General features: G+C 74.0%; 23 protein-coding genes and 1 pseudogene. 13 read left to right on the forward strand and 11 right to left on the reverse strand.

Translation table 11 applies throughout. From position 1 onward, the window contains the following. Positions 1 to 76: 76 nt before the first annotated feature. The 3 genes from PT931_RS22130 to PT931_RS22140 all read left to right on the forward strand — a co-directional run bounded on the left by PT931_RS22130 (position 77) and on the right by PT931_RS22140 (position 2,727). Complete coding sequence (locus PT931_RS22130; protein ID WP_456247675.1) at positions 77 to 925, forward strand: SigB/SigF/SigG family RNA polymerase sigma factor; 849 nt, start codon at positions 77 to 79, stop codon at positions 923 to 925. A 52-nt stretch (positions 926 to 977) separates the two neighbouring features. After that, entirely contained in the window at positions 978 to 1,397 is a 420-nt protein-coding gene (locus tag PT931_RS22135; RefSeq protein ID WP_456247676.1) for a CBS domain-containing protein, read from the forward strand. Positions 1,398 to 1,458: 61 nt separating this feature from the next. Then, the gene (locus tag PT931_RS22140) at positions 1,459 to 2,727 is read left to right on the forward strand and encodes a DUF4303 domain-containing protein (RefSeq protein ID WP_456247677.1); all 1,269 of its coding nucleotides are present in this window, start codon (positions 1,459 to 1,461) and stop codon (positions 2,725 to 2,727) included. Between the two features lie 43 nt (positions 2,728 to 2,770). Here PT931_RS22140 and surE read toward each other — a convergent pair whose 3' ends face one another. The 3 genes from surE to ku form a co-directional block, all read right to left on the reverse strand. After that, on the reverse strand, positions 2,771 to 3,862 hold the full coding sequence (gene surE, locus PT931_RS22145; protein ID WP_456247678.1) for a 5'/3'-nucleotidase SurE: 1,092 nt from the start codon (positions 3,860 to 3,862) through the stop codon (positions 2,771 to 2,773). Then, positions 3,859 to 4,923: a PfkB family carbohydrate kinase gene (locus PT931_RS22150; RefSeq protein WP_456247679.1), complete on the reverse strand. Its 1,065-nt coding sequence runs from the start codon at positions 4,921 to 4,923 to the stop codon at positions 3,859 to 3,861. Before PT931_RS22150 ends, surE begins: the two co-directional genes overlap by 4 nt. A gap of 178 nt (positions 4,924 to 5,101) precedes the next feature. Continuing rightward, the gene (gene ku, locus PT931_RS22155; protein ID WP_456247680.1) at positions 5,102 to 6,079 is read right to left on the reverse strand and encodes a non-homologous end joining protein Ku; all 978 of its coding nucleotides are present in this window, start codon (positions 6,077 to 6,079) and stop codon (positions 5,102 to 5,104) included. 57 nt (positions 6,080 to 6,136) lie between these two features. Between ku and PT931_RS22160 the strand changes: the two genes are divergently transcribed. The 10 genes and pseudogenes from PT931_RS22160 to PT931_RS22205 all read left to right on the forward strand — a co-directional run bounded on the left by PT931_RS22160 (position 6,137) and on the right by PT931_RS22205 (position 13,995). Continuing rightward, positions 6,137 to 7,030 (forward strand): ATP-dependent DNA ligase, encoded by an 894-nt coding sequence (locus PT931_RS22160; RefSeq protein ID WP_456247681.1) that lies wholly within the window; start codon positions 6,137 to 6,139, stop codon positions 7,028 to 7,030. A gap of 14 nt (positions 7,031 to 7,044) precedes the next feature. Beyond that, a pseudogene (ligD, locus tag PT931_RS22165) lies at positions 7,045 to 7,872 on the forward strand (non-homologous end-joining DNA ligase); the annotation flags it as partial. After that, on the forward strand, positions 7,867 to 8,916 hold the full coding sequence (locus PT931_RS22170; RefSeq protein ID WP_456247746.1) for a PHP domain-containing protein: 1,050 nt from the start codon (positions 7,867 to 7,869) through the stop codon (positions 8,914 to 8,916). The pseudogene ligD and the gene PT931_RS22170, both read left to right, overlap by 6 nt. 50 nt (positions 8,917 to 8,966) lie before the next feature. Continuing rightward, positions 8,967 to 9,389 carry a CBS domain-containing protein gene (locus PT931_RS22175; RefSeq protein WP_456247682.1) on the forward strand — a complete coding sequence of 141 codons (423 nt, stop codon included), beginning with the start codon at positions 8,967 to 8,969 and terminating at the stop codon, positions 9,387 to 9,389. Positions 9,390 to 9,401: 12 nt separating this feature from the next. Continuing rightward, on the forward strand, positions 9,402 to 9,866 hold the full coding sequence (locus PT931_RS22180) for a CBS domain-containing protein (protein ID WP_456247683.1): 465 nt from the start codon (positions 9,402 to 9,404) through the stop codon (positions 9,864 to 9,866). A gap of 38 nt (positions 9,867 to 9,904) precedes the next feature. Beyond that, the gene (locus tag PT931_RS22185; RefSeq protein ID WP_456247684.1) at positions 9,905 to 10,456 is read left to right on the forward strand and encodes a nucleotidyltransferase family protein; all 552 of its coding nucleotides are present in this window, start codon (positions 9,905 to 9,907) and stop codon (positions 10,454 to 10,456) included. Beyond that, positions 10,453 to 10,698 (forward strand): hypothetical protein, encoded by a 246-nt coding sequence (locus PT931_RS22190; protein WP_456247685.1) that lies wholly within the window; start codon positions 10,453 to 10,455, stop codon positions 10,696 to 10,698. The genes PT931_RS22185 and PT931_RS22190 overlap by 4 nt, the downstream gene beginning before the upstream one ends. Further along, a complete protein-coding gene (locus tag PT931_RS22195) occupies positions 10,695 to 11,420 on the forward strand; it encodes a metallophosphoesterase family protein (protein WP_456247686.1) in 726 nt (241 codons plus the stop codon). Before PT931_RS22190 ends, PT931_RS22195 begins: the two co-directional genes overlap by 4 nt. A gap of 11 nt (positions 11,421 to 11,431) precedes the next feature. Next, on the forward strand, positions 11,432 to 11,908 hold the full coding sequence (locus PT931_RS22200; protein ID WP_456247687.1) for a hemerythrin domain-containing protein: 477 nt from the start codon (positions 11,432 to 11,434) through the stop codon (positions 11,906 to 11,908). Positions 11,909 to 12,093: 185 nt separating this feature from the next. After that, on the forward strand, positions 12,094 to 13,995 hold the full coding sequence (locus PT931_RS22205) for a SpoIIE family protein phosphatase (protein ID WP_456247688.1): 1,902 nt from the start codon (positions 12,094 to 12,096) through the stop codon (positions 13,993 to 13,995). Here PT931_RS22205 and PT931_RS22210 read toward each other — a convergent pair. The 8 genes from PT931_RS22210 to PT931_RS22245 form a co-directional block, all read right to left on the reverse strand. Beyond that, entirely contained in the window at positions 13,970 to 14,305 is a 336-nt protein-coding gene (locus tag PT931_RS22210; protein ID WP_456247689.1) for an STAS domain-containing protein, read from the reverse strand. The two genes, PT931_RS22205 and PT931_RS22210, sit on opposite strands and share 26 nt — an antisense overlap. A 2-nt stretch (positions 14,306 to 14,307) precedes the next feature. Further along, positions 14,308 to 15,189: a DUF72 domain-containing protein gene (locus PT931_RS22215; protein ID WP_456247690.1), complete on the reverse strand. Its 882-nt coding sequence runs from the start codon at positions 15,187 to 15,189 to the stop codon at positions 14,308 to 14,310. A gap of 55 nt (positions 15,190 to 15,244) precedes the next feature. Further along, positions 15,245 to 15,706: a DUF6328 family protein gene (locus PT931_RS22220; protein ID WP_456247691.1), complete on the reverse strand. Its 462-nt coding sequence runs from the start codon at positions 15,704 to 15,706 to the stop codon at positions 15,245 to 15,247. A gap of 75 nt (positions 15,707 to 15,781) precedes the next feature. Then, positions 15,782 to 16,684 carry an ornithine cyclodeaminase family protein gene (locus PT931_RS22225; protein ID WP_456247692.1) on the reverse strand — a complete coding sequence of 301 codons (903 nt, stop codon included), beginning with the start codon at positions 16,682 to 16,684 and terminating at the stop codon, positions 15,782 to 15,784. Next, positions 16,681 to 17,652 (reverse strand): proline racemase family protein, encoded by a 972-nt coding sequence (locus PT931_RS22230; RefSeq protein WP_456247693.1) that lies wholly within the window; start codon positions 17,650 to 17,652, stop codon positions 16,681 to 16,683. Before PT931_RS22230 ends, PT931_RS22225 begins: the two co-directional genes overlap by 4 nt. 8 nt (positions 17,653 to 17,660) lie before the next feature. Next, positions 17,661 to 17,900, reverse strand: a complete 240-nt coding sequence (locus tag PT931_RS22235) for a hypothetical protein (RefSeq protein ID WP_456247694.1) — start codon at positions 17,898 to 17,900, stop codon at positions 17,661 to 17,663. Between the two features lie 113 nt (positions 17,901 to 18,013). Then, complete coding sequence (locus PT931_RS22240; RefSeq protein ID WP_456247695.1) at positions 18,014 to 19,189, reverse strand: sensor histidine kinase; 1,176 nt, start codon at positions 19,187 to 19,189, stop codon at positions 18,014 to 18,016. Next, on the reverse strand, positions 19,186 to 19,851 hold the full coding sequence (locus PT931_RS22245) for a response regulator transcription factor (protein WP_456247747.1): 666 nt from the start codon (positions 19,849 to 19,851) through the stop codon (positions 19,186 to 19,188). The genes PT931_RS22240 and PT931_RS22245 overlap by 4 nt, the downstream gene beginning before the upstream one ends. Positions 19,852 to 19,860: the final 9 nt, after the last annotated feature.

Consider the following 19,860-nt stretch of genomic DNA (forward strand, 5'->3'; position numbering starts at 1 on the left):
GGGCACCGACACCGTATTCCCACTCTGTGACCGCGGTGCCGCACGCCCCGCGGAGGTATCGCTGGAGGTGGACGTCGTGTCGACTACCGCCCTTCCCACCCGAACGGTCAGGGACCGGGCTTCCCGCCCCACTGGAGACCGGACCGCCCGGTCCGGTGACCGGACCACCCGCCCCGTCGAGGACCGGATCACCGACCTGCTGGACCAACTCGCGGCCCTCCCCGCCGGCCACCCGCGCCGGGCCACCCTCCGCGCGGACGTCATCTCCGCCGCCCTGCCCATGGCCGACCGGCTCGCCCGCCGGTTCGCGCACCGGGGCGAGGCCCTGGAGGATCTGGTGCAGGTCGCCCGAGTCGCCCTCGTGCGCTGCGTCGACGGGTTCCACCCCACCCGCGGCCCCGGCTTCACCGCGTACGCCGTGCCCTGCATCGCCGGCGAGCTCAAACGCCACTTCCGGGACCGGGCCTGGAGCGTGCGGGTGCCCCGCCGGTTGCAGGAGACCCGGCTCGAACTCAACCAGGCCGTCGGGCTGCTCGGCCAGCGCCTGGGCCGCACGCCCACGGTGACCGACCTGGCCGGGTACCTCGGGCTCAGCGAGGCCGACGTGCGCGCCGGGCAGGACTGCGCGGCGGCGTACACGGCGGTGTCGTTGCAGTCCCCGGTCGACTCCGGCGCGGAGCTGGGCGACCTGCTCGGGGCCGAGGACCACGCGCTGGAGGTGGTGGAGACCCGGGAGAGCCTGCGCCCGCTGCTGGCCCGGCTGTCCGGGCGGGAACGCCGGATCCTCGCGCTCCGCTTCGGCGAGGACCTCACCCAGTCGGAGATCGCCGACCGGGTCGCCCTGTCCCAGATGCACGTGTCCCGGCTGCTGCGCGGGGCGCTCGACCAGCTCCGGACCTGGATGGCGACCGGAGGATACGCATGAAACGGGGACCGTCCGGGTAGTCCGGTGGTACGGACAAAGGAGGCGGCCCCACATGACCGAACTCGTCCGGAGCCTGATGACCCGGTTCCCGGTGTGCCTGCCGCCGACCGCCTCCGTGGCGGAGGCGGCGCGGAAGATGCTCGACCACCAGATCGGCAACGTCCTCGTCACCGACGGGGGCAAGCTCTGCGGCATCGTGACCGACCGGGACCTCGTGGTGCGCGGGATCGCGGCCCACGCGGGGGCGGGCGCGCCGATCGGCGACCTGGCCAGCCCGCATCCCCGGGTGCTGAGGCCGGAGGATCCCCTGGACTACGCGGTGCGGGTGATGCGGGAGAACGCCGTGCGCCGGTTGCCGGTGTGCGGGGAGGAGGGGCACCCGGTGGGGATCCTGTCCCTGGGCGACGTGGTCACCGACCGCACGCCGTCCTCGACGCTGGCCGCGATCTGCACGGCCCCGCCGAGCACCTGAAACCGGCAACCGCCCTCGACGGGTACGGGGCGGGGCGGCTGAGCCGGGTACGGTGTCGATCATGACGGGTTTCGACTGGGGTGGCTTCGAGGACGCCGTGACCGAGCGGATCATCGGCGCCGCCCGGGATCTGCTGACCGGAGCGGCCGGCCAGACGCCGTACGCCCTCGCGCTGTCGGAGTTCTACGCCGAAACCGCCGGAGTCATCTACCTTCCGGTCCTGGCACTGGCCACCGAGGAGTCCGTGTCCGATCCCGACTGCCGGTTCAGCCCACCCGACTGGGTGCACGTCGCCCATGAATGGGCCGCCACCCCGCCCGTGGGCGACTGGGCCCGGCGACTGGTCGGAGCCGTCGAAGGACTGCCCCGGGCCCGCTGGCAGGATGCCCACGGACGCTACGAGCAGTCGATGCTCGACGCCATGGCGCGGGCGAAGCGGTCCCTGGTCGACGACGGCCTGCTGGCCCCCTCGGTGGTGTGCTACCTCGACGACGAGGAGGGGCTCCTGCTCCGGCGGTCGGTCACCGACGCGGAACTGGTCGAGCACTTCCCCTACTACTCCGAAGCGGAAACAGCCGAAGCCGAACTCCTCCGCCTGCCGGTCGACGCGCGCATCGCCCGGCTGGCGGCAGCCGTCGGCCTGGTCCCCGGGCCCGCGAGGGAACCGGGCCCGCTGAGCTCCGAACGGGCGACCCGGCTCCTCCTGGGACTCGGCGCGGACGCCGTACCGGCCGTGATCGACGGCCTGGCGCACCCGGGCACCCGGTGGAAGGCCGCCAAGCTCCTCGCGGACCTGCACCTGCCCACACCCGAGGTGCTCACCGCACTCCGTGCCCACCTGCGCCGCGACGACGACGAGGCCAACCGCAACTGGGTGGCGGTCGCGCTGGCCCGCCTCGGCACGGGCCACACGCTGCTCGACCGCGGGGATCTGCCCGCGGGTACGGTGGCCAGCGGCGTCGCCGGACCGTACCGGTCGTTCCGGGACCACGCCGTCGCGCACCTGCCGCTCGACTACGGCCTCCTCGACGCCGCCCTGGGCCGCGCCGACCTGGCTGCGCTGCTCGCCGAGGAGCTGGCGCCCGGCCGTGGGGAGTGCACCCTCGACGCCGCCGACCTGCCCGGCGCGGTCGCCGGGCTCGACTCTCCGCACGCCCTGATCCGTCGCCACGCGGTATCGGTGCTGGGCTGGGCCATGGGACCGGTGGGCGACCTCGACCTGGACGCCGGGTTCCGCGCCACCGCACTGGACAGGATCCGCGCGATGGCCACCGACGATCCGGACGGCTCCGTCCGCGCGGCGTCCCGGCTGGCGGGTCGGCCCACCTGACGTGGCACCGACCGGCCGCCCCACGATCCCCGGCGCGGAGCCGCTAGCGGCCGACGGCGCGTTCCAGTTCGGCCTTGGTCATCGTGGACCGGCCCTTGATGTTCTTCTTCTTCGCCTCCTCGTACAGCTGGTCGCGGGTCCGGCCGCCCGCGCCCCGGTGGGACCGCAGCCCGCCGCGCCGCCCCGAGGAGATGTCGTCGACCGACAGCGCGCTGGGCTCCCTGGCCTCGCCCGCGCGGGCCCGTTCCTTGTTCACGGTCCGGGCGGCGATCTCCTTCGCCGTGTCCTTCGACTCGCCCCGCTCGAGGGCACTGTCCACGATGTGCTCGTACTGTCGTTCCCGTTTGGCGCTCCAGGCCTTCGGCATGGTGGTCTCCTTCCGGTTCTCGGCGCCTCCTACCCGGCCGGCGCGGCCCGGAAACGCCTCCGTGACGCCCTCCACCAGGGTCAGGGTGGCCCAGCCCAGGGCGAGCAGAGCCAGATCACTGCCGTCACGGGTACCGGGTCCCGGGCCGTCGGTGAGCTGGGTCCGCACGAAACCCTCCCCCGTCTCGGCGAGCGTGATCTGCACGGTGCCGAAGGCGGCCAGCCCCGCCTCCCGCAGTCCCCGGACGGTCGCCGCGTCGGGCACGTTCAGGTTGGCGACGGTGCCGGGCGGGAGGTCCGCGAGGCGGGGCAGCACCTCGCGGGTGACCGCGGCAGCCGTGTCCCAGCGGGGCGACCCGGCGGGCGAGAGCCCCACGTCCAGGGACACCGCGAGGGCCGGCACCCCGTGGTACGCGGCGGTCAGGGCCGCGCCGACCGTACCGGAGTGCAGGATCGCCCGGCCGATGTTCGCGCCCCGGTTGATGCCGGACAGCACCACGTCGGGCGGGCCACCGAACGCGCCGTGCACCGCGAGCAGGCTGATCATGGCGGGGGTGGCCTCGACGGCGTACACGCCCGGCGCGCGTTCGGCCACGCCGATCCTGCCGCCGTGCTCGACGGCGGTGAGGGCGGCGGACATGCCGCTCGCGGGGCCGGCCGGGGCGGCGACGGTGACGTCCCAGCCGTGCGACCGGGCCGCGTCGGCCAGGGCCGTGAGGCCCGGGGAGTCGATCCCGTCGTCGTTGGTGACGAGTACCCGGATGGTCATCGGGCCGCGCCGGGCGCCGCGGGCTTCAGGTCGCCGGCCCCGGGCTTCGGATCGCCGGCGCCGGACGCCGGAGCCCCCCGGGCCGCCGCGTCGGGTGCCGCGGCCCGGGTGTCGAGGCGGGTCGCGAGGGCGTCGGGGGTGGTGCCCTCCACGCCGTCGGTCAGCGGCACCAGGTCGACCCTGGCGGTGAGCTTCCCGATCGCGCCCCGGTCGCCGGTGCCCAGCCCGTGCCGGGTGACGTTGAGCGCGCCGGCCGCCGCGCCGACCCGGACGGCCTCGGTGACGGACTGCCCGCCGGCCAGGGCGGCGGCGATCCCGGCGGTCATCGAGTCGCCGGCCCCGCGCGGATCGGCGGGGGCGAGACGGGGCATCCGGACCTCGTACAGGCCGTCGTCGGTCAGGGCGAGCGCGGGCCGGTCGGCGCGGGACACCACGACGGTGCGGGCGCCGGAGGCGTGCAGTTCGCGGACCGCCGCGACCAGGGCGTCGTGGTCGTCGGGGTCGAGGCCGAGTTCCTCGTGGCTGACCTTCACGACGGCCAGCCCGCCCTCGAGCGCCGCGGCCAGGCGGTCGCCGGCGAGGTCGGCCACGACGGGGCAGCCGTTGCCGCCCAGGTCCGTGGCGAGCCGGCGGTAGATGTCGTCGGGCACCGTGACCGGGCCGGCGGGGCCGCTCAGGATGGCCGCGCCCGCGTCGAGGGCCTCGGTGACGGTGAGGCCGTACACCTCGTCGAGGACGTGCCGGGGCAGCGGGTCGCCGGGGTCCTCGGCGACCGTGACCCGTTCGCCGCTGCGCCGGTCGTGCACGTAGGCCCCGTTGCTGAAGGCCCCGTCGACGGCGCGGACGTCGAGGCCCTCGTCGGCGATCAGGTAGCCGAGCACCCGGCCGGTCTCCCCGCCGAGCGCCGCGCACAGCGTCACGTCCACGCCCATGGACCGGACCATCCGCGCCTGCCAGACGCCCTGCCCGCCGGCGTGCACGTGCACGTCGGGAACGCCGCCCCGGTCCTCGATCACCACGGTGAGAACCGGCGACGGCGCGAACACCACCACCCGGGTCATCCCCCCGTCTACCCCGGAAACCACCGGCACAAACGCCGCACGACCACCGGGCGGCAACCGGGGCGTCCCGCACGGGACCGGCGCTGAACGTGGGATCCGGGCGGACCGTGAACGCGGGGCCGTGGTGGCGGGGAGAGGGCGGAGCCGGGCGGCGCGCGGGCGTACCCGTCGACGGTTTTCAGGCGGTCTTGCGCCGCCGCGCCGGGGCCTTCTTCGCGGGAGCGGGCGCGGCGGCCACCTTCTTCGACGCGGCCTTCTTCTCCGGCTCGGGCACGGACTTCAGCGCCCGCTTGGCGGCCGTCTTCTTCGGCGGCGCGGTCTCGGCCCGGGCGGCGGCGCGCGGGGCGGTCGTGCGGGGCGCCGGCTCGGCCGCCTCCGCGTGCCCGGCCCGGGCCTGCGCGACGCTGGCCTTCAGCGCGGCCATCAGGTCGATCACCTTGCCCGTCGGGGCCTCCACGGCGGGCGGCGCGACGGTCTCCCGGCCGGCGATCTTCGCGTCGATGACCTCCTGAACGGCCGCCCGGTACTGGTCGGAGAAGTCCGCCGGCGCGAAGTCCCCGCTCATCGACTCGATCAGCGAGGCGGCCATCGCCAGCTCCTGCGGCCGGACGTGCACGTCGTCCTCGAGGAACCCGAAGTCGGGGGTGCGCACCTCGTCGGGCCAGAGCATCGTGTTGAGGACCAGCACGTCGTCGCGGACCCGGAGGGTGGCGAGCTGTTCGCGCTGGCGGAGGGCGACCTTGACGATCGCGACCCGTTCGCCGGTGCGCAGCGCGTCGCGGAGCAGCACGTACGGCTTGACGGCGATCTTCTCGGGCTCCAGGTAGTACGCCTTGTTGTAGAAGATCGGGTCGATCTGGTCGGCGGGCACGAACTCCAGCACGTCCACGGAGCGCGAGGAACTCAGCGGCAGGTGCGCCATGTCCTCGTCGTCGAGCAGCACGAGTTCGCCGCCGCCGATGTCGAAGCCCTTGACGATGTCGGCGGTCCCGACCTCCTCGCCGCACACCTCGCAGACCTTCTTGTAGCGGATGCGTCCGCCGTCGGCGCGGTGCACCTGATGGAACCGCACGTCCTTCTCCTCGGTGGCCGAGTACAGCTTGACGCTGATCGCCACCAGGCCGAAGGACACGGCGCCCTTCCAGATCGCCCTCACCAGGCCAGCATCGCACGATTGGCCTTCATCGACCTGTTGAGCTGGGAAAATGGGGGGATGCCCGCGCCGATGGCTCCGATGCTGGCCACGAACGGCCCGCTGCCCACGGGCGGGAACTGGGCGTTCGAAGCCAAATGGGACGGAGTGCGGTGCCTGGCGGCGACCGATTCCCGGCTGCGGCTGTGGGCCCGGTCCGGCACCGAGATCACGCTGCGGTACCCGGAGCTGGCCGACCTGGTCCTGCCGGCCGGCACCCTGCTCGACGGCGAGATCGTGGTCCTCGACAACGGGGTGCCGCGGTTCGAGCTGCTGGCCTCGCGGATGCACACCGACCGGCCCCCGGCGGCGCTGGTCGCGAAGCTGCCGGTGACGTACATGGTGTTCGACGCGCCCCGGCTGGCCGGCGAGGACCTGTGCGCGCTGCCCTACGAGGCCCGCCGCGCCCGGCTGGAGGGGCTCGCGCTGGACCATCCGCACGTGCTGGTGCCGCCGAGCTTCGACGACGGGGCGGCCACGTTCGTCGCGTCCCGGGAGCTCGGGCTGGAGGGCGTGATCGCGAAAAGACTCTCCTCGGGGTACCAGCCGGGGGCGCGCAGCCCGGACTGGGTGAAGCACAAGCACGAGTACACGATGGACTGTGTGGTCGGGGGTTGGCGGCCCGGCGCCCGGCGGATCGGCGCGCTCCTGGTCGGCAGCCCCACCGACGGCGGCCTGGTCTACCGGGGCCGGGTGGGCGGCGGCATCTCGGCGGCCACCGAACGGCACCTCCTGAACCTGCTGGAACCCCTGGAACAGCCGACGTCCCCGTTCGCCGAGCAGCTGCCGGCCGAGGACCGGCGCGGCGCGCACTGGGTGGCCCCGCTGGTCACGGTGGAGGTCGCCTACGGCGAGGAGACCCTCGCGGGCCGGCTGCGGTTCCCCCGGCTGCGCAAGGTGGTCGACGATGCCTGAGAAGTGGGTCCGGGATGCCTGACCGGGTGGCCGTGGACGTCGAGGGCCGGGTGCTGCGCCTGTCCAGCCTGGACAAGGTGATGTACCCGGACGGGTTCACCAAGGCCGAGGTCCTCGACTACTACACCCGGATCGCCCCGGTCCTGCTGCCGCACCTGTCGGGCCGGCCGGTGACCCGGATCCGGTTCCCGCACGGCGCGGCCGCGGAGAGCTTCTTCGAGAAGAACTCCCCCGCCGGCCGGCCCGACTGGGTGCCGACGGTGACCGTGGGCGACGTCGAGTACCCGCTGGTGGAGGACCTGGCGACCCTTGTGTGGCTGGCCAACCTCAACGCCCTGGAACTGCACGTCCCCCAGTGGCGGACGGGCGACCCGGAGCACCCCGACCGGCTCGTCATCGACCTGGACCCCGGGCCGCCGGCCGGGCTGGCCGAGTGCTTCGCCGTGGCCCTGCGGCTCCGGGACCGGCTCGCCGCCGACGGTCTCGACGCGCTGCCGAAGACCAGCGGCCGCAAGGGCATGCAGCTGATGGCCGCGCTGCCCGGCGACCGCACGGCCGACGAGGTGTCCGGGTACGTGCGCGACATCGCCCAGGAGCTCGAACGCGAGACGCCGGGCGCGGTCGTGTCCCGGATGGCGAAGGCGCTGCGGCCCGGCAAGGTGTTCATCGACTGGAGCCAGAACAACGCGGCGAAGACGACCGTGGCCCCGTACTCGCTGCGGGCCACGGAGCACCCGACCGTGTCGGCGCCGTTCGGCTGGGACGAGGCGCCCCGGCTGTGGACCGCGCCGGAGGTGCTCGACCGGGTGGCCGCCGACGGGGACCTGTACGCGCCGCTGCTCGCGCGCGCGACCCGCCGGCCGCCGAAGGTCCGCCAGACGTCCGGGCGGGACCCCGCCGAGGACCTGCGCGCCATCGCGTTCGCCCTGGAACGCGCGGGCGAGGGCAGTTACCGGGTGCAGGCGTTCCGGCAGGCCGCCGACGCCGTTGCCGGGCTGGGCGGCACCGCCCTCGCCGCGCACCTGGCGGCCGGCACCCTCACCCACGTGCCCGGGATCGGGGCGGTCACCGCCGCCTGCGTCGCGGAGTCCGTGGCCGGCCAGGAGCCCTCGTACCTGAGGAAGATCAGCGCCCCGGAGCCCACGGCCCTGCGGACGGAGCTGCGCGGGGACTGCCACAGCCACACGAACTGGTCCGACGGCAGCCACTCGGTCGAGGAGATGGCCCTGGCGGCGATGGAACTGGGCCACGAGTACCTGGTGGTCACCGACCACTCGCCGCGCCTGACCATCGCCCGGGGCCTGTCCGCCGAACGGCTCGCCGAGCAGCTCGACGTGATCGCCGCCGTGAACTCCGTCCTCGGGCGCCGGCTGCGGGTCCTCGCCGGGATCGAGGTGGACATCCTGGCCGACGGCACCCTGGACCAGACCGACGAGCTGCTCGACCGGCTCGACGTGGTGGTGGCCAGCGCGCACAGCGGCCTGCGCGAACCCTCGCCCCGGATGACCCGCCGGCTGCTGCGGGCGGTCCGCGACCCGCACGTGAACATCCTCGGGCACTGCACCGGCCGGCTGCGGTCGGAGCGGAAGAACCGGCCGGAGAGCACGTTCGACGCGGCGGCGGTGTTCGCGGCGTGCGCCGAGCACCAGGTCGCCGTGGAGATAAACTCCCGGCCGGAGCGGCTCGACCCGCCGTCGCGGCTGCTCAAGGTCGCCATCGACGCCGGGTGCCTGTTCGCCATCGACTCCGACGCGCACGCCCCCGGCCAGCTCGACTGGCTCGACAACGGCTGCGCGCGGGCCGAACGCGCCGGGGTGCCCACCGACCGGATCGTCAACACCTGGCCCGTGGCCAGGCTCCTGCGCTGGTCCCGCCGTTTGCGGTGACCTCCGGGCGGGTAACTCCGGGCGAAAGCCAACCAGAGGAGGACAGCCCGATGTCCGACACAGTGAGCTTCCTGATGACGCCGAACCCGGTGTGCGTCCCGACCGACGCCACGCTCGCGCACGCCGCCGAGCAGATGCGCGACCACAACATCGGCGACGTACTCGTCGTCTCCGGCAGGATCCTCGAGGGCATCATCACGGACCGTGACCTCGTGGTCCGGGGCCTCGCCCTGCACGCCGACCCGCTCGTCACCACCGTGGGCAGCCTGTGCACGACCCGGCCGGCCGTCCTCGAACCCGACCAGCCCGTCGAGATCGCCGTGGAGATGATGCGCGACCTGGGCGTCCGCCGGCTCCCGGTGTGCGACGCGAGCGGCGCGCCGATCGGCATCCTCACGCTCGGCGACCTGGCCGTGGAACGCGATCCGGACTCCGCGCTCGCCGACATCAGCGCCTCACCCCCCACCATCTGAGAGGACCCACCCGTGAGCAGACTCGTGCGCAACCTGATGACCCGTGGCCCGATCTGCCTGCCGGCGGACGCCACCCTGACCGAGGCCGCCGAGCACATGGCCGACCACGACATCGGCGACGTCCTCGTCCTCGACGGCGCCACCCTGCGCGGCATCCTCACCGACCGTGACCTCGTGGTGCGGGGCGTCGCCGCCGGCCTGGACCCGGACTCCACCACCGTCGGGGAACTGGCCACCGGGCATCCCCTGGTGCTCGGCCCCGAGGACCCGGTCGACTTCGCCCTCCGGCTGATGCGCCGGCACGCCGTGCGCCGGCTGCCGGTGTGCGCGGAGGGCGGCCGGCCGGTGGGCATCCTGACCCTCGGCGACCTCGCGGAGGACCGGGCGCCCGCGTCCGCCCTGGCAGCGATCTGCGCCGCCGATCCGACCCCATGGCCGCAGGACTCCGAACGCCCAGTGGCCACGAACCTGCTCTGATCCGTTTGCGGGCGGTCGACCCCGGGTATTTGTGACGTATGTCAGTCAAGGAGAACCAGCAACTGCTCGGAACCCTCAAGCGGGCCGCCGCCGGGTTGCAACAGGCGGGAGTGCCGTTCGCGCTGGCCGGCAAGTTCGCCGTGCACGCCCGGGGCGGTCCGCTGTCCGAGCACGACGTGGACTTCGTCATCCTCGAGGCGGACGCGACCCGCGCAGTGCAGGCCCTGGTGGACTGCGGGTTCCGCGCCGAGGACCCGCCCGAGGACTGGCTCGTCAAGGCCTACGACGACGACCGGCTCGTGGACCTGATCTTCCGGCCCGTCGACCGGCCGGTGACGGCGGAGACCCTCGCCGACACCGACCTGCTGCCCGTACAGGGCATCCGGATCCCGGTGCTGTCGGCCACCGAACTGATGATCCACACCATGTCGACGTTCTGCGAGAACTACTGCGACTTCAGCCGGGCCCTGCCGACCGCGCGCTCGCTGCGCGAACAGATCGACTGGGAACGGGTCACCAAGGAGACCGCGCACTCCCCGTACGCGCAGGCGTTCCTGTTCCTCCTCGAGCGGCTGGAGATCCTGGCATGACCGACGGGTACACGGTCGCCGCCGTCCGCCGGCTGCTCGCCGAGGACCACCGCATCACCGAGCAGGCCATCCGGGTCGAACAGCACGGCGAGGAGCTGCTGCTGTGCGGGGAGGTGGAGAGCGCCGAACGCCGCGAGCAGATCGAGGCGGCCGTGCTGCGCGCCTTCCCCGACGTGCGGGTGCACTGCGACATCGGGGTCACCGGAACCCACCCGCCGCACGGTACGGAGGTGCTGTCGTGACCGGGGTCCGGGTCGCCGCCGTCGGGGACGTGCACCTCGACGCGGGCGTGGTCGGCCGGTACCGGCCCGCGCTCGACGAGCTGGGCGACCGCGCCGACGTGCTGCTGCTCGCCGGTGACCTGACCCGGCACGGCACCGCCGAGGAGGCGTACTGCGTCGCGGCCGAGTTCGGCGGCCTCGCCGTACCCGTCATCGCCGTGCTCGGCAACCACGACTACCACTGCGACGCCGAGAAGGAGGTCACCGAGATCCTGCTCGACGCGGGGATCGACGTGCTCGAACAGACCGGCACCGTGCTGGACGTGCGCGGGGTCCGGCTCGGGGTGGCCGGGGCCAAGGGCTTCGGCGGCGGGTTCGCCGGCAGGTGCGTGACCGAGTTCGGGGAGCCGGAGACCAAGGCGTTCGTCCGGCACACCCAGACCATCGCCACCGGGCTCGCCGCGGCACTCGGCGGGCTCGACTGCGACGTCAAGGTCGCGCTCACCCACTACTCCCCCGTCGCGGACACCCTGGCCGGGGAGCCGCCGGAGATCTTCCCGTTCCTCGGCTCGTACCTGCTCGCCGAGGCCATCGACGCCACGGGTACCGACCTGGCCGTGCACGGGCACGCGCACGCCGGCACCGAGCGGGGCCGGACCCCCGGCGGGGTACGCGTCCGCAACGTCGCACACCCGGTGATCCGCCAGGCGTACGCGCTCTACGAACTGTCACCGAACCGCTGAGAGGATCCGACATGGACGGCATCGTGCTCCTGAAGGACGACCACAAGACGGTCGAGGGCCTGTTCAAGACCTTCGAGAAGACGAAGGAATCGGCCACCCCGGCGGCCAAGCGGTCCCTGGTCAACAAGATCATCAAAGAGCTGACGACGCACGCGTTCATCGAGGAGACCATCTTCTACCCGGCCGCCCGCCGGCAGGTCCCCGAGACCGAGGACCACATCCTGGAGAGCGTCGAGGAACACCACGTCGTCGTGTGGCTGCTCTCCGAACTCCGCGACCTCGACCCGAAGCACGAGACGTTCGACGCGAAGGTCACGGTGCTGATCGAGAACGTCCGCCACCACGTGGAGGAAGAGGAGAAGGACTGGTTCCCGAAGGTCCGCAAGGCGCTGGGGCGCAACCGGCTCGTCGAGCTGGGCGAGGAGATGGCCGGCGCGAAGGCCAAGGCGCCGAGCGACCCGTTGGCGTTGAGCTCCGCCGCCGCCTGACGGCGACCCGCGCGACTCCCCGGGCCACGCGACCCGCGCGACCACCCGGCCCCCGAGGCCCCCGGCTCCGACACGGAGCCGGGGGCCTCGTCGTCCCCGGCGTGGGAGCCCCGACGCGCCGGCCCGGCCTGACACGGGACGACGCCTGCCGGCGGGTCCGGGCCACACTCGTTAGGATGCCGGTTATGGAGCCAAGCGCGGCTTTTCCCGGCGAACCGGCCGATGTGGTGCGGGCCTTCGAGGACGTACCCGCCATCCTGTGGGCCTTCGAGGGCCCCGAACACCGGGTCGTCGCCGCGAACCGCGCGGCCCGCGCCTCCACCGGCCACCGCGCGGACATCGTCGGCCGGCCGGTCCGCGAGGTGCTGCCCGAACTAGAGGGCCAGCAGATCTTCGCCATGTTCGACGAGATCTATGCCACCGGGCAGGGCCGTTCCCAGCCCGAACTGCGGGTGCTGATCGACCGCGACGGCGACGGCGAGCTGGAGGAGGGCTTCTTCACGTACTCCGCGCAGCCCGCCCTGCACGCCGACGGCACGGTCCGCGGCCTGCTGGTGTACACGGTGGAGACCACGGAACTCGTCCGGCTGCGCAGGGCGGCGGAGGACCGGGCGGCCGTCTCCGAGCACCGGTACCAGGAGGCGCGCGACGTCGTCCTAGGCCTGCAGCGCAACCTGCTCCCCCAGGGCATGCCGGTCCTGCCGAGGGTGCGCACCTCCGCGCGGTACCTGGCCGCCGGGGCCGACACCGCCGCCGGTGGGGACTGGTTCGACGTGGTGCCGCTGGGCGACGGCCGGGCGGCCCTGCTCGTCGGGGACGTCGTCGGGCACGGCGCGCCGGCGGTGGCCGCGATGGGCCAGCTGCGCGCGGTCGCGTTGCAGGCCCTGACCTCCGGCGCGGACATCGCCGAGACCCTGGCCCGGCTGGACGGGCTCGCCACCCAGGTGCCGACGGCGCGGGGCGCGACGGTGTGCCTGGCGGTGCTCGACCCGGTCGCCGGGGAGGTGCGCTACACGAGCCGCGCGCACCCGGCCCCGCTGGTGGTCGACCCGGACGGCGGGATCCGGTTCCTGCCCGGGGCGCCCGGCGGGCCGCTGGGGGCCGGTCAGGGGAAGGCCGAGGTGCACCGCGAGAAGCTGGCCCCCGGCGAGCTGGTGCTGCTCTACTCCGACGGCCTGGTCGAGCGCCCCGGGCGCACCCTCGCCGACGGCATGGCCCGGCTGTCCAAAGTGGTCTCCGCCGTGGTCCGCGACGCGGTGGGCGGGGACACGACGGTGCCCGAGCTGATGGTGGACCGGGTGTGCGCGCTGGTCGTGGAGCGCCTGGCCCTGTCCGGGTACTCCGACGACGTCACCCTGCTGGCCGCCGAACCGGTACCCCGCCGCGCGGATCTGAGTGTCGACTTCCCGGCGTGGAGCGGCGCGCTCAGTGGGCTGCGCACGTCGGTGGCGACGTGGCTGGCGGCGCTGGACATCACCGGGATGGACGCCGCCGGGCTGCAACTGGTGGTGGGCGAGGCGGCGGCGAACGCGATCGAGCACGCGTACCCGGCCGGGGGCCGGCACCGGATGCGGGTGGAGTGCCGGCTCGGCGAGGACGGCGTGGCGCACCTGACCCTGTCCGACGGCGGCCGGTGGCGGCAGCCCACCCCGGAGCCCCTGGGCCGGGGCTGGGGGCTGCGGCTGATGCGCGCGCTGGTGGACCGGGTGGAGGTGTCGGCGACCCCGTCGGGCACGGCGGTGACGTTCCACCAACCGCTCCGCAGGGCGGTGCCGCTCGGCTCGGCCCCGACCCCGGACCGCGACTCCGGGGAGCTGACCACGGACTTCGAGCGGCCGGTGCTGCGGGTCTTCGGGCCGGTCGACCAGGAGACGGCCGAGCAGTTGCGGGAGGCGGTGATGGCGGCCAGCCGGGGCGGCGCGCTGCCGGTGGTGGTGGACCTGTCGGGGGTGACCCTGCTGGCCAGCGCGGGGGTGTTCCTGCTGCACCGGCTCGCGGCGGACTCCGACGGGATGCGGCTGCTGGCCCCGGTCGGCGGGCCCGCGCGTCAGGTGCTCGAACTCACCGGGCTCGGGCACCTGCTGTGACCGGCGCGAGGAGCACCTCGGCGACGCCGCTGATCTCCAGCACCCGGCGGACCCAGTCCCCCGCGCCGTGCACGTCGAGCGAGCCGCCCAGCCGGGTCGCGTCCAGGTACCCGTCGAAGAGGGCTCTGATGCCCGTGGAGTCGAGGAACGCGACGGCGCCCAGGTCCACTGTGATCTCTGTGGCCCCGTCGCCGAGCGCGGTGCGGATCGCGGTCGACAACGCGGGCGAGGTGGTCATGTCGAGGTCGCCTTCGACCACGAGCCGGACGTGCCGTGCGGCCCCCGGGCGTTCCACCCTCAGTACTGCCATGACTACAGGATAGTCACCACCCCGAGGAGTTCGCGCAGTCGGGCCGCGTTGCGTTGGGCGTTGTCCGCGCAACAGTTGTTGAGCAGCACGTGCACCTCCTCGGTCCGCTCGGCGAGGGCGCGCAGGTGCCGGGCCCACTGCGACAGCTGGCGGTCGTTGTAGAGGTAGCGGTACCGCTCGTCCACGTCCCGGTTCGCCCACTGCCGACTGTGACCGTGGAAGCGCACCACCGCGAGATCGGCGGTGGCCTCGACGACCGGCGGCACCGAGTTGCGGTGCCCCTGCGGCATGTCCACGCACACCAGCGGCAGATCGTGCCGGCGCAGGAACGCGAGCGTCTCGGCCCGGCGGTCGCCCTCGAACCAGGACGCGTGCCGGAACTCCACGGCGATCCGGCGCGGCGCGCACCGTTCGGCAGCCTCCAGGAGCTGCCAGGCGTTGACGCCCCCGTAGGTGAACCACGGCGGGTACTGGAACAGCACCACCCCGAGCTTGCCCGCGTCGACCAGCGGGTCGAGCCCCTCCAGGAACCGGTCCCACACCTCCTGGTAGTCCCGCGGCGACAGGTCCTTGGGGTAGACGAACCGCCGGCCGGTGGTGGGCCGCATGTCCGGGGACAGCGCGTCCGGCTGGGTCGGGTGCCCGGTGAGCAGACTGAACGCCTTCACGTCGAACGTGAACCCGGGCGGGGTGCGCTCGGCCCACAGCGCGGCGGTCCGGGCGGCCGGCGGCCCGTGGTAGGTGGTGTCGACCTCGACGATCGGGAACTGGTCGGCGTAGTACGCGAGGCGCTTGGCGGGGGTGTCGGCCGCCCGTGGGTACCAACCGGACTCCAGCAGCGTCCGGTTGGACCACGAGGCGGTACCGATCCGGATCTCGCCCACTGTTCCCCCTCGCCCCTCGGTGCACCCCCATGGGTGGTACCCGGCGGGGCGGTTTTCAATCCCGGGGGTAGCCGCGCAGCCTGCGGACGAGGGGCACGACGTACCAGAGGACCACATAGGTCGTTCCGGCCGCGGCGGTGGCGAGCCCGGCCCACGGCGAGCCGGCGACGGTGTTCACGGCCAGGTACAGCGCGCCGGTCAGGGCCAGCATCACGAAGAACACGCCCCAGATGGCCAGCCGGGACGCGAGCGGCAGGATCCGGCCCTTCATCCGCCGCCGGAACGTGAGCCGGTGGTGGTTGACGGGGGCGATGAACAGGGCGGTGGCGGCGCTCGCGCACAGCAGGGTGGCGACGTACACGACCTTCTCGGAGCCGGTGGCCTGGGCGAACCGGGGCGTGAACGCGACGGTGAGCAGGAAGGCGAAGAGGATCTGGTTGCCGGTCTGCGCGACCCGCAACTCCTGGAGCAGCTCGTCGAAGTTCCGCTTCGCCCGATCGGTCTCGCTCTCCACCATCTTCCAGTTCTACCCCATGCGGGAGCTGGGCGAACCCGTTGTGGGCGCACCGGGCCGGGCCACCGGGGGCCCCGCTCAGGCCGGTGCCGGGCCGCCCGCCTGCGCCCGGTGCGCCGCCGCGGCCACCACCAGGTCCTGCCAGGCCATCCCGACCCCCTTGAAGAACCGGGGCCGGTCCATCCGCGGCCCCACCCGACCGGTGACCAGGTCGGCGAGGTTGCCGCGCACGTGCTCCGGCCCGATCACGCCCCGCCCGATCGGCCCGAGCAGGTCCCCGGCCTCGCGCAACGCGGCCGACCGCGCCTCGACCCACACGTCGGACCGGACCACCAGGTCGTCGTCGGTCTCCCGGACGGCCGGTTCGTGCGAGCCGACGGCCACGACGGTCGCCGTGGGCCGCACCAGGGCGCCCGGGAACAGCGGGGTCGACGCGGTCGTGCAGCAGCAGATCACGTCGGCGTCGGCGACATCGGCGGGTACGCCGACCCGCGCCCCCCACTCGGCCGCGAACAGTTCCGTGCGCCCCGGATCGCGCCCGACGACCGTGACCCGGGTGATCGGCCGCACCGCCCGGACCGCCGCGATGTGCCCGGCCGCCTGCGGTCCGCTGCCGAAGACGAGCAGGTGCGCCGCGTCGGGGGCGGCGAGGTGCGAGACGGCGACGGCGGAGGTGGCCGGGGTGCGCAGCGCGGTGAGTTCCGTGCCGTCGAGCGTGGCCAGCGGGCTCAGGGTGGCCGCGTCGAGCAGCAGGTAGAGGGCCTGGATCCGGGGCAGGCCGCGGGCCGGGTTGCCGGGGGCGACGGTGGCGACCTTGACCCCGGCGTACCCGTCGTGGGCGCCGGGCATCAGCAGGACCTGGCCGGCGGGCAGGTCGACGATGCTCCGGGGCGGGTCGGCCTCGGGGTCCAGCCCGGCGCGCAGCGCGTCCTCGACGGCGGCGATCGCGGCGAGCAGGCCGAGGTGTTCCAGGGCGCTCACCGGAGGACGAACCCGGTGCCGAGCGGGTCCGCCGGGTCGAGCTCGAACACCGACTCCCCGGTCCGGTACGCCATGCCGGTGATCTCCGTGACCGACCCGTCCGACCCGTCGGCGACGACCCGGCCGAGGAACTCGGTGCCCACGATCGAGCCGTGCCGCAGGGTCGCGCCGGCCGGGAGGGTGCCGTCGGCGTGCAGCAGCGCCAGGCAGGCCGAGGTGCCGGAGCCGCACGGGGAGCGGTCCACCTGGCCGTCGGCGAAGATGGTGACGTTGCGTTGCCGCAGTCCGCCGGTGCCGGGGTCGGGCGCGCGCCGGTCGTGGAAGATGACGCCGTACAGGTCGCGGCCCGGCAGGTCGGCCTTGATCCGCCGGCCGGCCCGGATCAGTTCCGGCAGCGCGGCGGGTTCGACGGCGAGGCCGAGCGCGTGTGCGTCGAGGACGGCGTACAGCGCGCCGGAGTAGGCGAGGTCCACGGTCACGCCCCCGGCGGGCACGCCGAACTCGACCGGGCGGGACGGCACGTTGCGGAAGGTGACGGCGGTGACCCGGCCGGCCTCGGTGCTGACCAGCGCGGCGACCCGACCGGACGGCACGTCGATCCGGACCTCCACGGTGCCGGTGTCGGGCGCGGGCACCCGCCCCGACTCCACGGCCCACGCGCCGAGGGCGATGGTGCCGTGCCCGCAGGCGGTGGAGTAGCCGTCGTTGTGCCAGAACAGGACGCCGAAGTGCGCGCCCTCGTCGTCGGCCGGCACGACGAAGCCGCCGTACATGTCGGCGTGGCCCCGGGGCTCGCGACAGAGGAGCTGGCGCAGGTCCTCGACGTCGCGGCCGGGCGCGCCGGGGTCGGCTTGGGCGAGCAGGAGGGCCGCGCGGCGGGCCTGGACGGTGCCGCCCGGGATCCGCTGGCCGGTGACGATCCGGAAGGGCTCGCCGGCGGTGTGGTAGTCGACGGTACGCACGCTCATGCGCAGTACTATGTCATATATTTCTCTGCGGGCGTCACCTGGTCCACCCTGACCTGGCGGTTCTCGGGGTCCACCCCGGCGATCGCGTCCGAGGGGATCACCGTCTGATGCCCCTCGGCGCGCACCACCAGCAGGTACGGCCCGAAGTCACCGGTCGCCTCGTCGACGCTGCCGAGCGGGCCGTCGCGGCCGCTCACCTCGTAGCCGATCAGCTCGCGTAGCGGCCCGTCGTACTCGGTCTCCGTCATCGCCGCCCCCCTCAATTGGGTCGCTCTGGACCTACCCGGGAGGGCAACCGATCAAACGGCCAGCTCAGACCACAGATCCACAACCGTCGTCGGGTACGGGGGCCGGCGGCGCCCTACAGGGTCACCGTCACCGACAGGCCGCCCGCGTGGTGCGCGACCACCGAGATCCGACCGTCGTGCGCCTCGGCGATGGCCCGGGCGATGGCCAGCCCCAGCCCGTGGCCGGTCGGGTGCCCCGGACCACCGGTCCCCCGACCGCCCGGGTTCCGGCCCTGGTCGCGCCCGCCCGCCGCGCGGCCCTGGCGCCGGTAGAACGGCTCGAACAGGTACGCGAGTTCCTCCTGGGGCACCACGGGGCCCGAGTTCGACACGGTCAGCGTCGCCCCGCCGGTGTGGCCCGGCGCGACGCCCACCGCGACCTGTCCCCCGGCGTGGTTGTGCCGGACGGCGTTGTGCACGAGGTTCACCAGCAGCTGGCGGAGCAGTTCCGGGTCCCCGGCCACCCAGGTCGCGGGCAGCCGGTGCAGGACCGCCACCTCCCGGTGCGCGGCCTCGGCGGCGACCTGGCCGAGCACCTCCCCGGCGAGCGCGGCGAGGTCCACGCTCTCCGTGCGGACCCGCGCGTGTTCGGCGCCGGCCAGGACGAGGAGCGCCTCGGTGGTGGCGATGCTGCGTTCGTTGGTGGCGAGGAGCTTGGGGCCCAGTACCCGGAAATCGTGGTCCTCGGGGTGGGCCAGCGCCACCTGGAGCATCGTGCGGGTCACGGCGAGCGGGGTGCGCAGCTCGTGGGCCGCGTTCGCCGCGAACCGCTGGTGCGCCCCGAACTCGCGTTCCAGCCGGGCCAGCATGCCGTCGAACGTGTCGGCGAGCCGCTTGAGCTCGTCGTCGCGGCCGGACAGCGCGATCCGCTCGTGCAGGGTGCCGGTGGTGGCGGTGTGCGCGGCGGCCGTGATCCGGGCCAGCGGACTGAGCACCCTGCCGGCGACCACCCAGCACACGAACAGCCCCAGGCCCGTGACCAGCGCCAGTCCGACGCCGAACGACCAGAGCAGCGAGGCGAGCACGTCGGCCTTGGACTCGATGGAGATCCCGGCCGCCGGCTGGGCGTCCCACGGCACGGTCCTCGCCGGTTCCCAGGTGGGCAGCGGGCCCTGGACGGCGGTGATCCGGTAGCTGGGCACGTAGGTCATCAGGATGTAGACGACGGCCAGCAGGATCGCCTCGACGACGAGCATCAGGGCGCCGTAGGCGAGGGTCAGCTTGGCCCGGACGCTGAGCCGGGCGGTCACCGGGCGGCCCCGAGGTAGTAGCCGACGCCGGTGACCGTGTGCAGGACCGGCGGGTCGCCGAGCTTGCGGCGCAGCGTGGAGATCGTGATCCGCACGGCGTTGGTGAACGGGTCGGCGTGCTCGTCCCACGCCTTCTCCAGCAGGTACTCGGCACTGACCACCCCGCCCTCGGCGCGCATCAGCAGGGTCAGCACGGCGAACTCCTTGCGGGTCAGCGGCAGGAACCGGTCGTCGCGGTACGCCTGCATCCGGTGCGGGTCGACCCGGATCCCGGCCCGGTGCAGGACGGGCGGCTGGGCGGGGGCGGTCCGCCGGCCGAGCGCCCGGAGCCGGGCGACGAGTTCGGGGAAGTCGAACGGTTTGACCAGGTAGTCGTCGGCGCCCAGTTCCAGGCCGGCGACCTTGTCCCGCAGTCCCCCGGCGGCGGTGAGCATCAGGATCCGGCAGGCCGGCAACGTGGTCGCGACGTACCGGCACACGTCGTCGCCGTGCACCCCGGGCACGTCCCGGTCGAGCACCACCACGTCGTAGGCGTGCACGGCCAGGCGCTCCAGGGCGTCGTCCCCGTCGTGCGCCACGTCGGCGGCCATCGCCTCCCGGCGCAGCCCCGACTGCAGCGCGCTCGCCAGGAAGGGCTCGTCCTCGACGACCAGTACCCGCATCGGCTCCTC

This window comes from Longispora urticae (genome assembly GCF_053902585.1).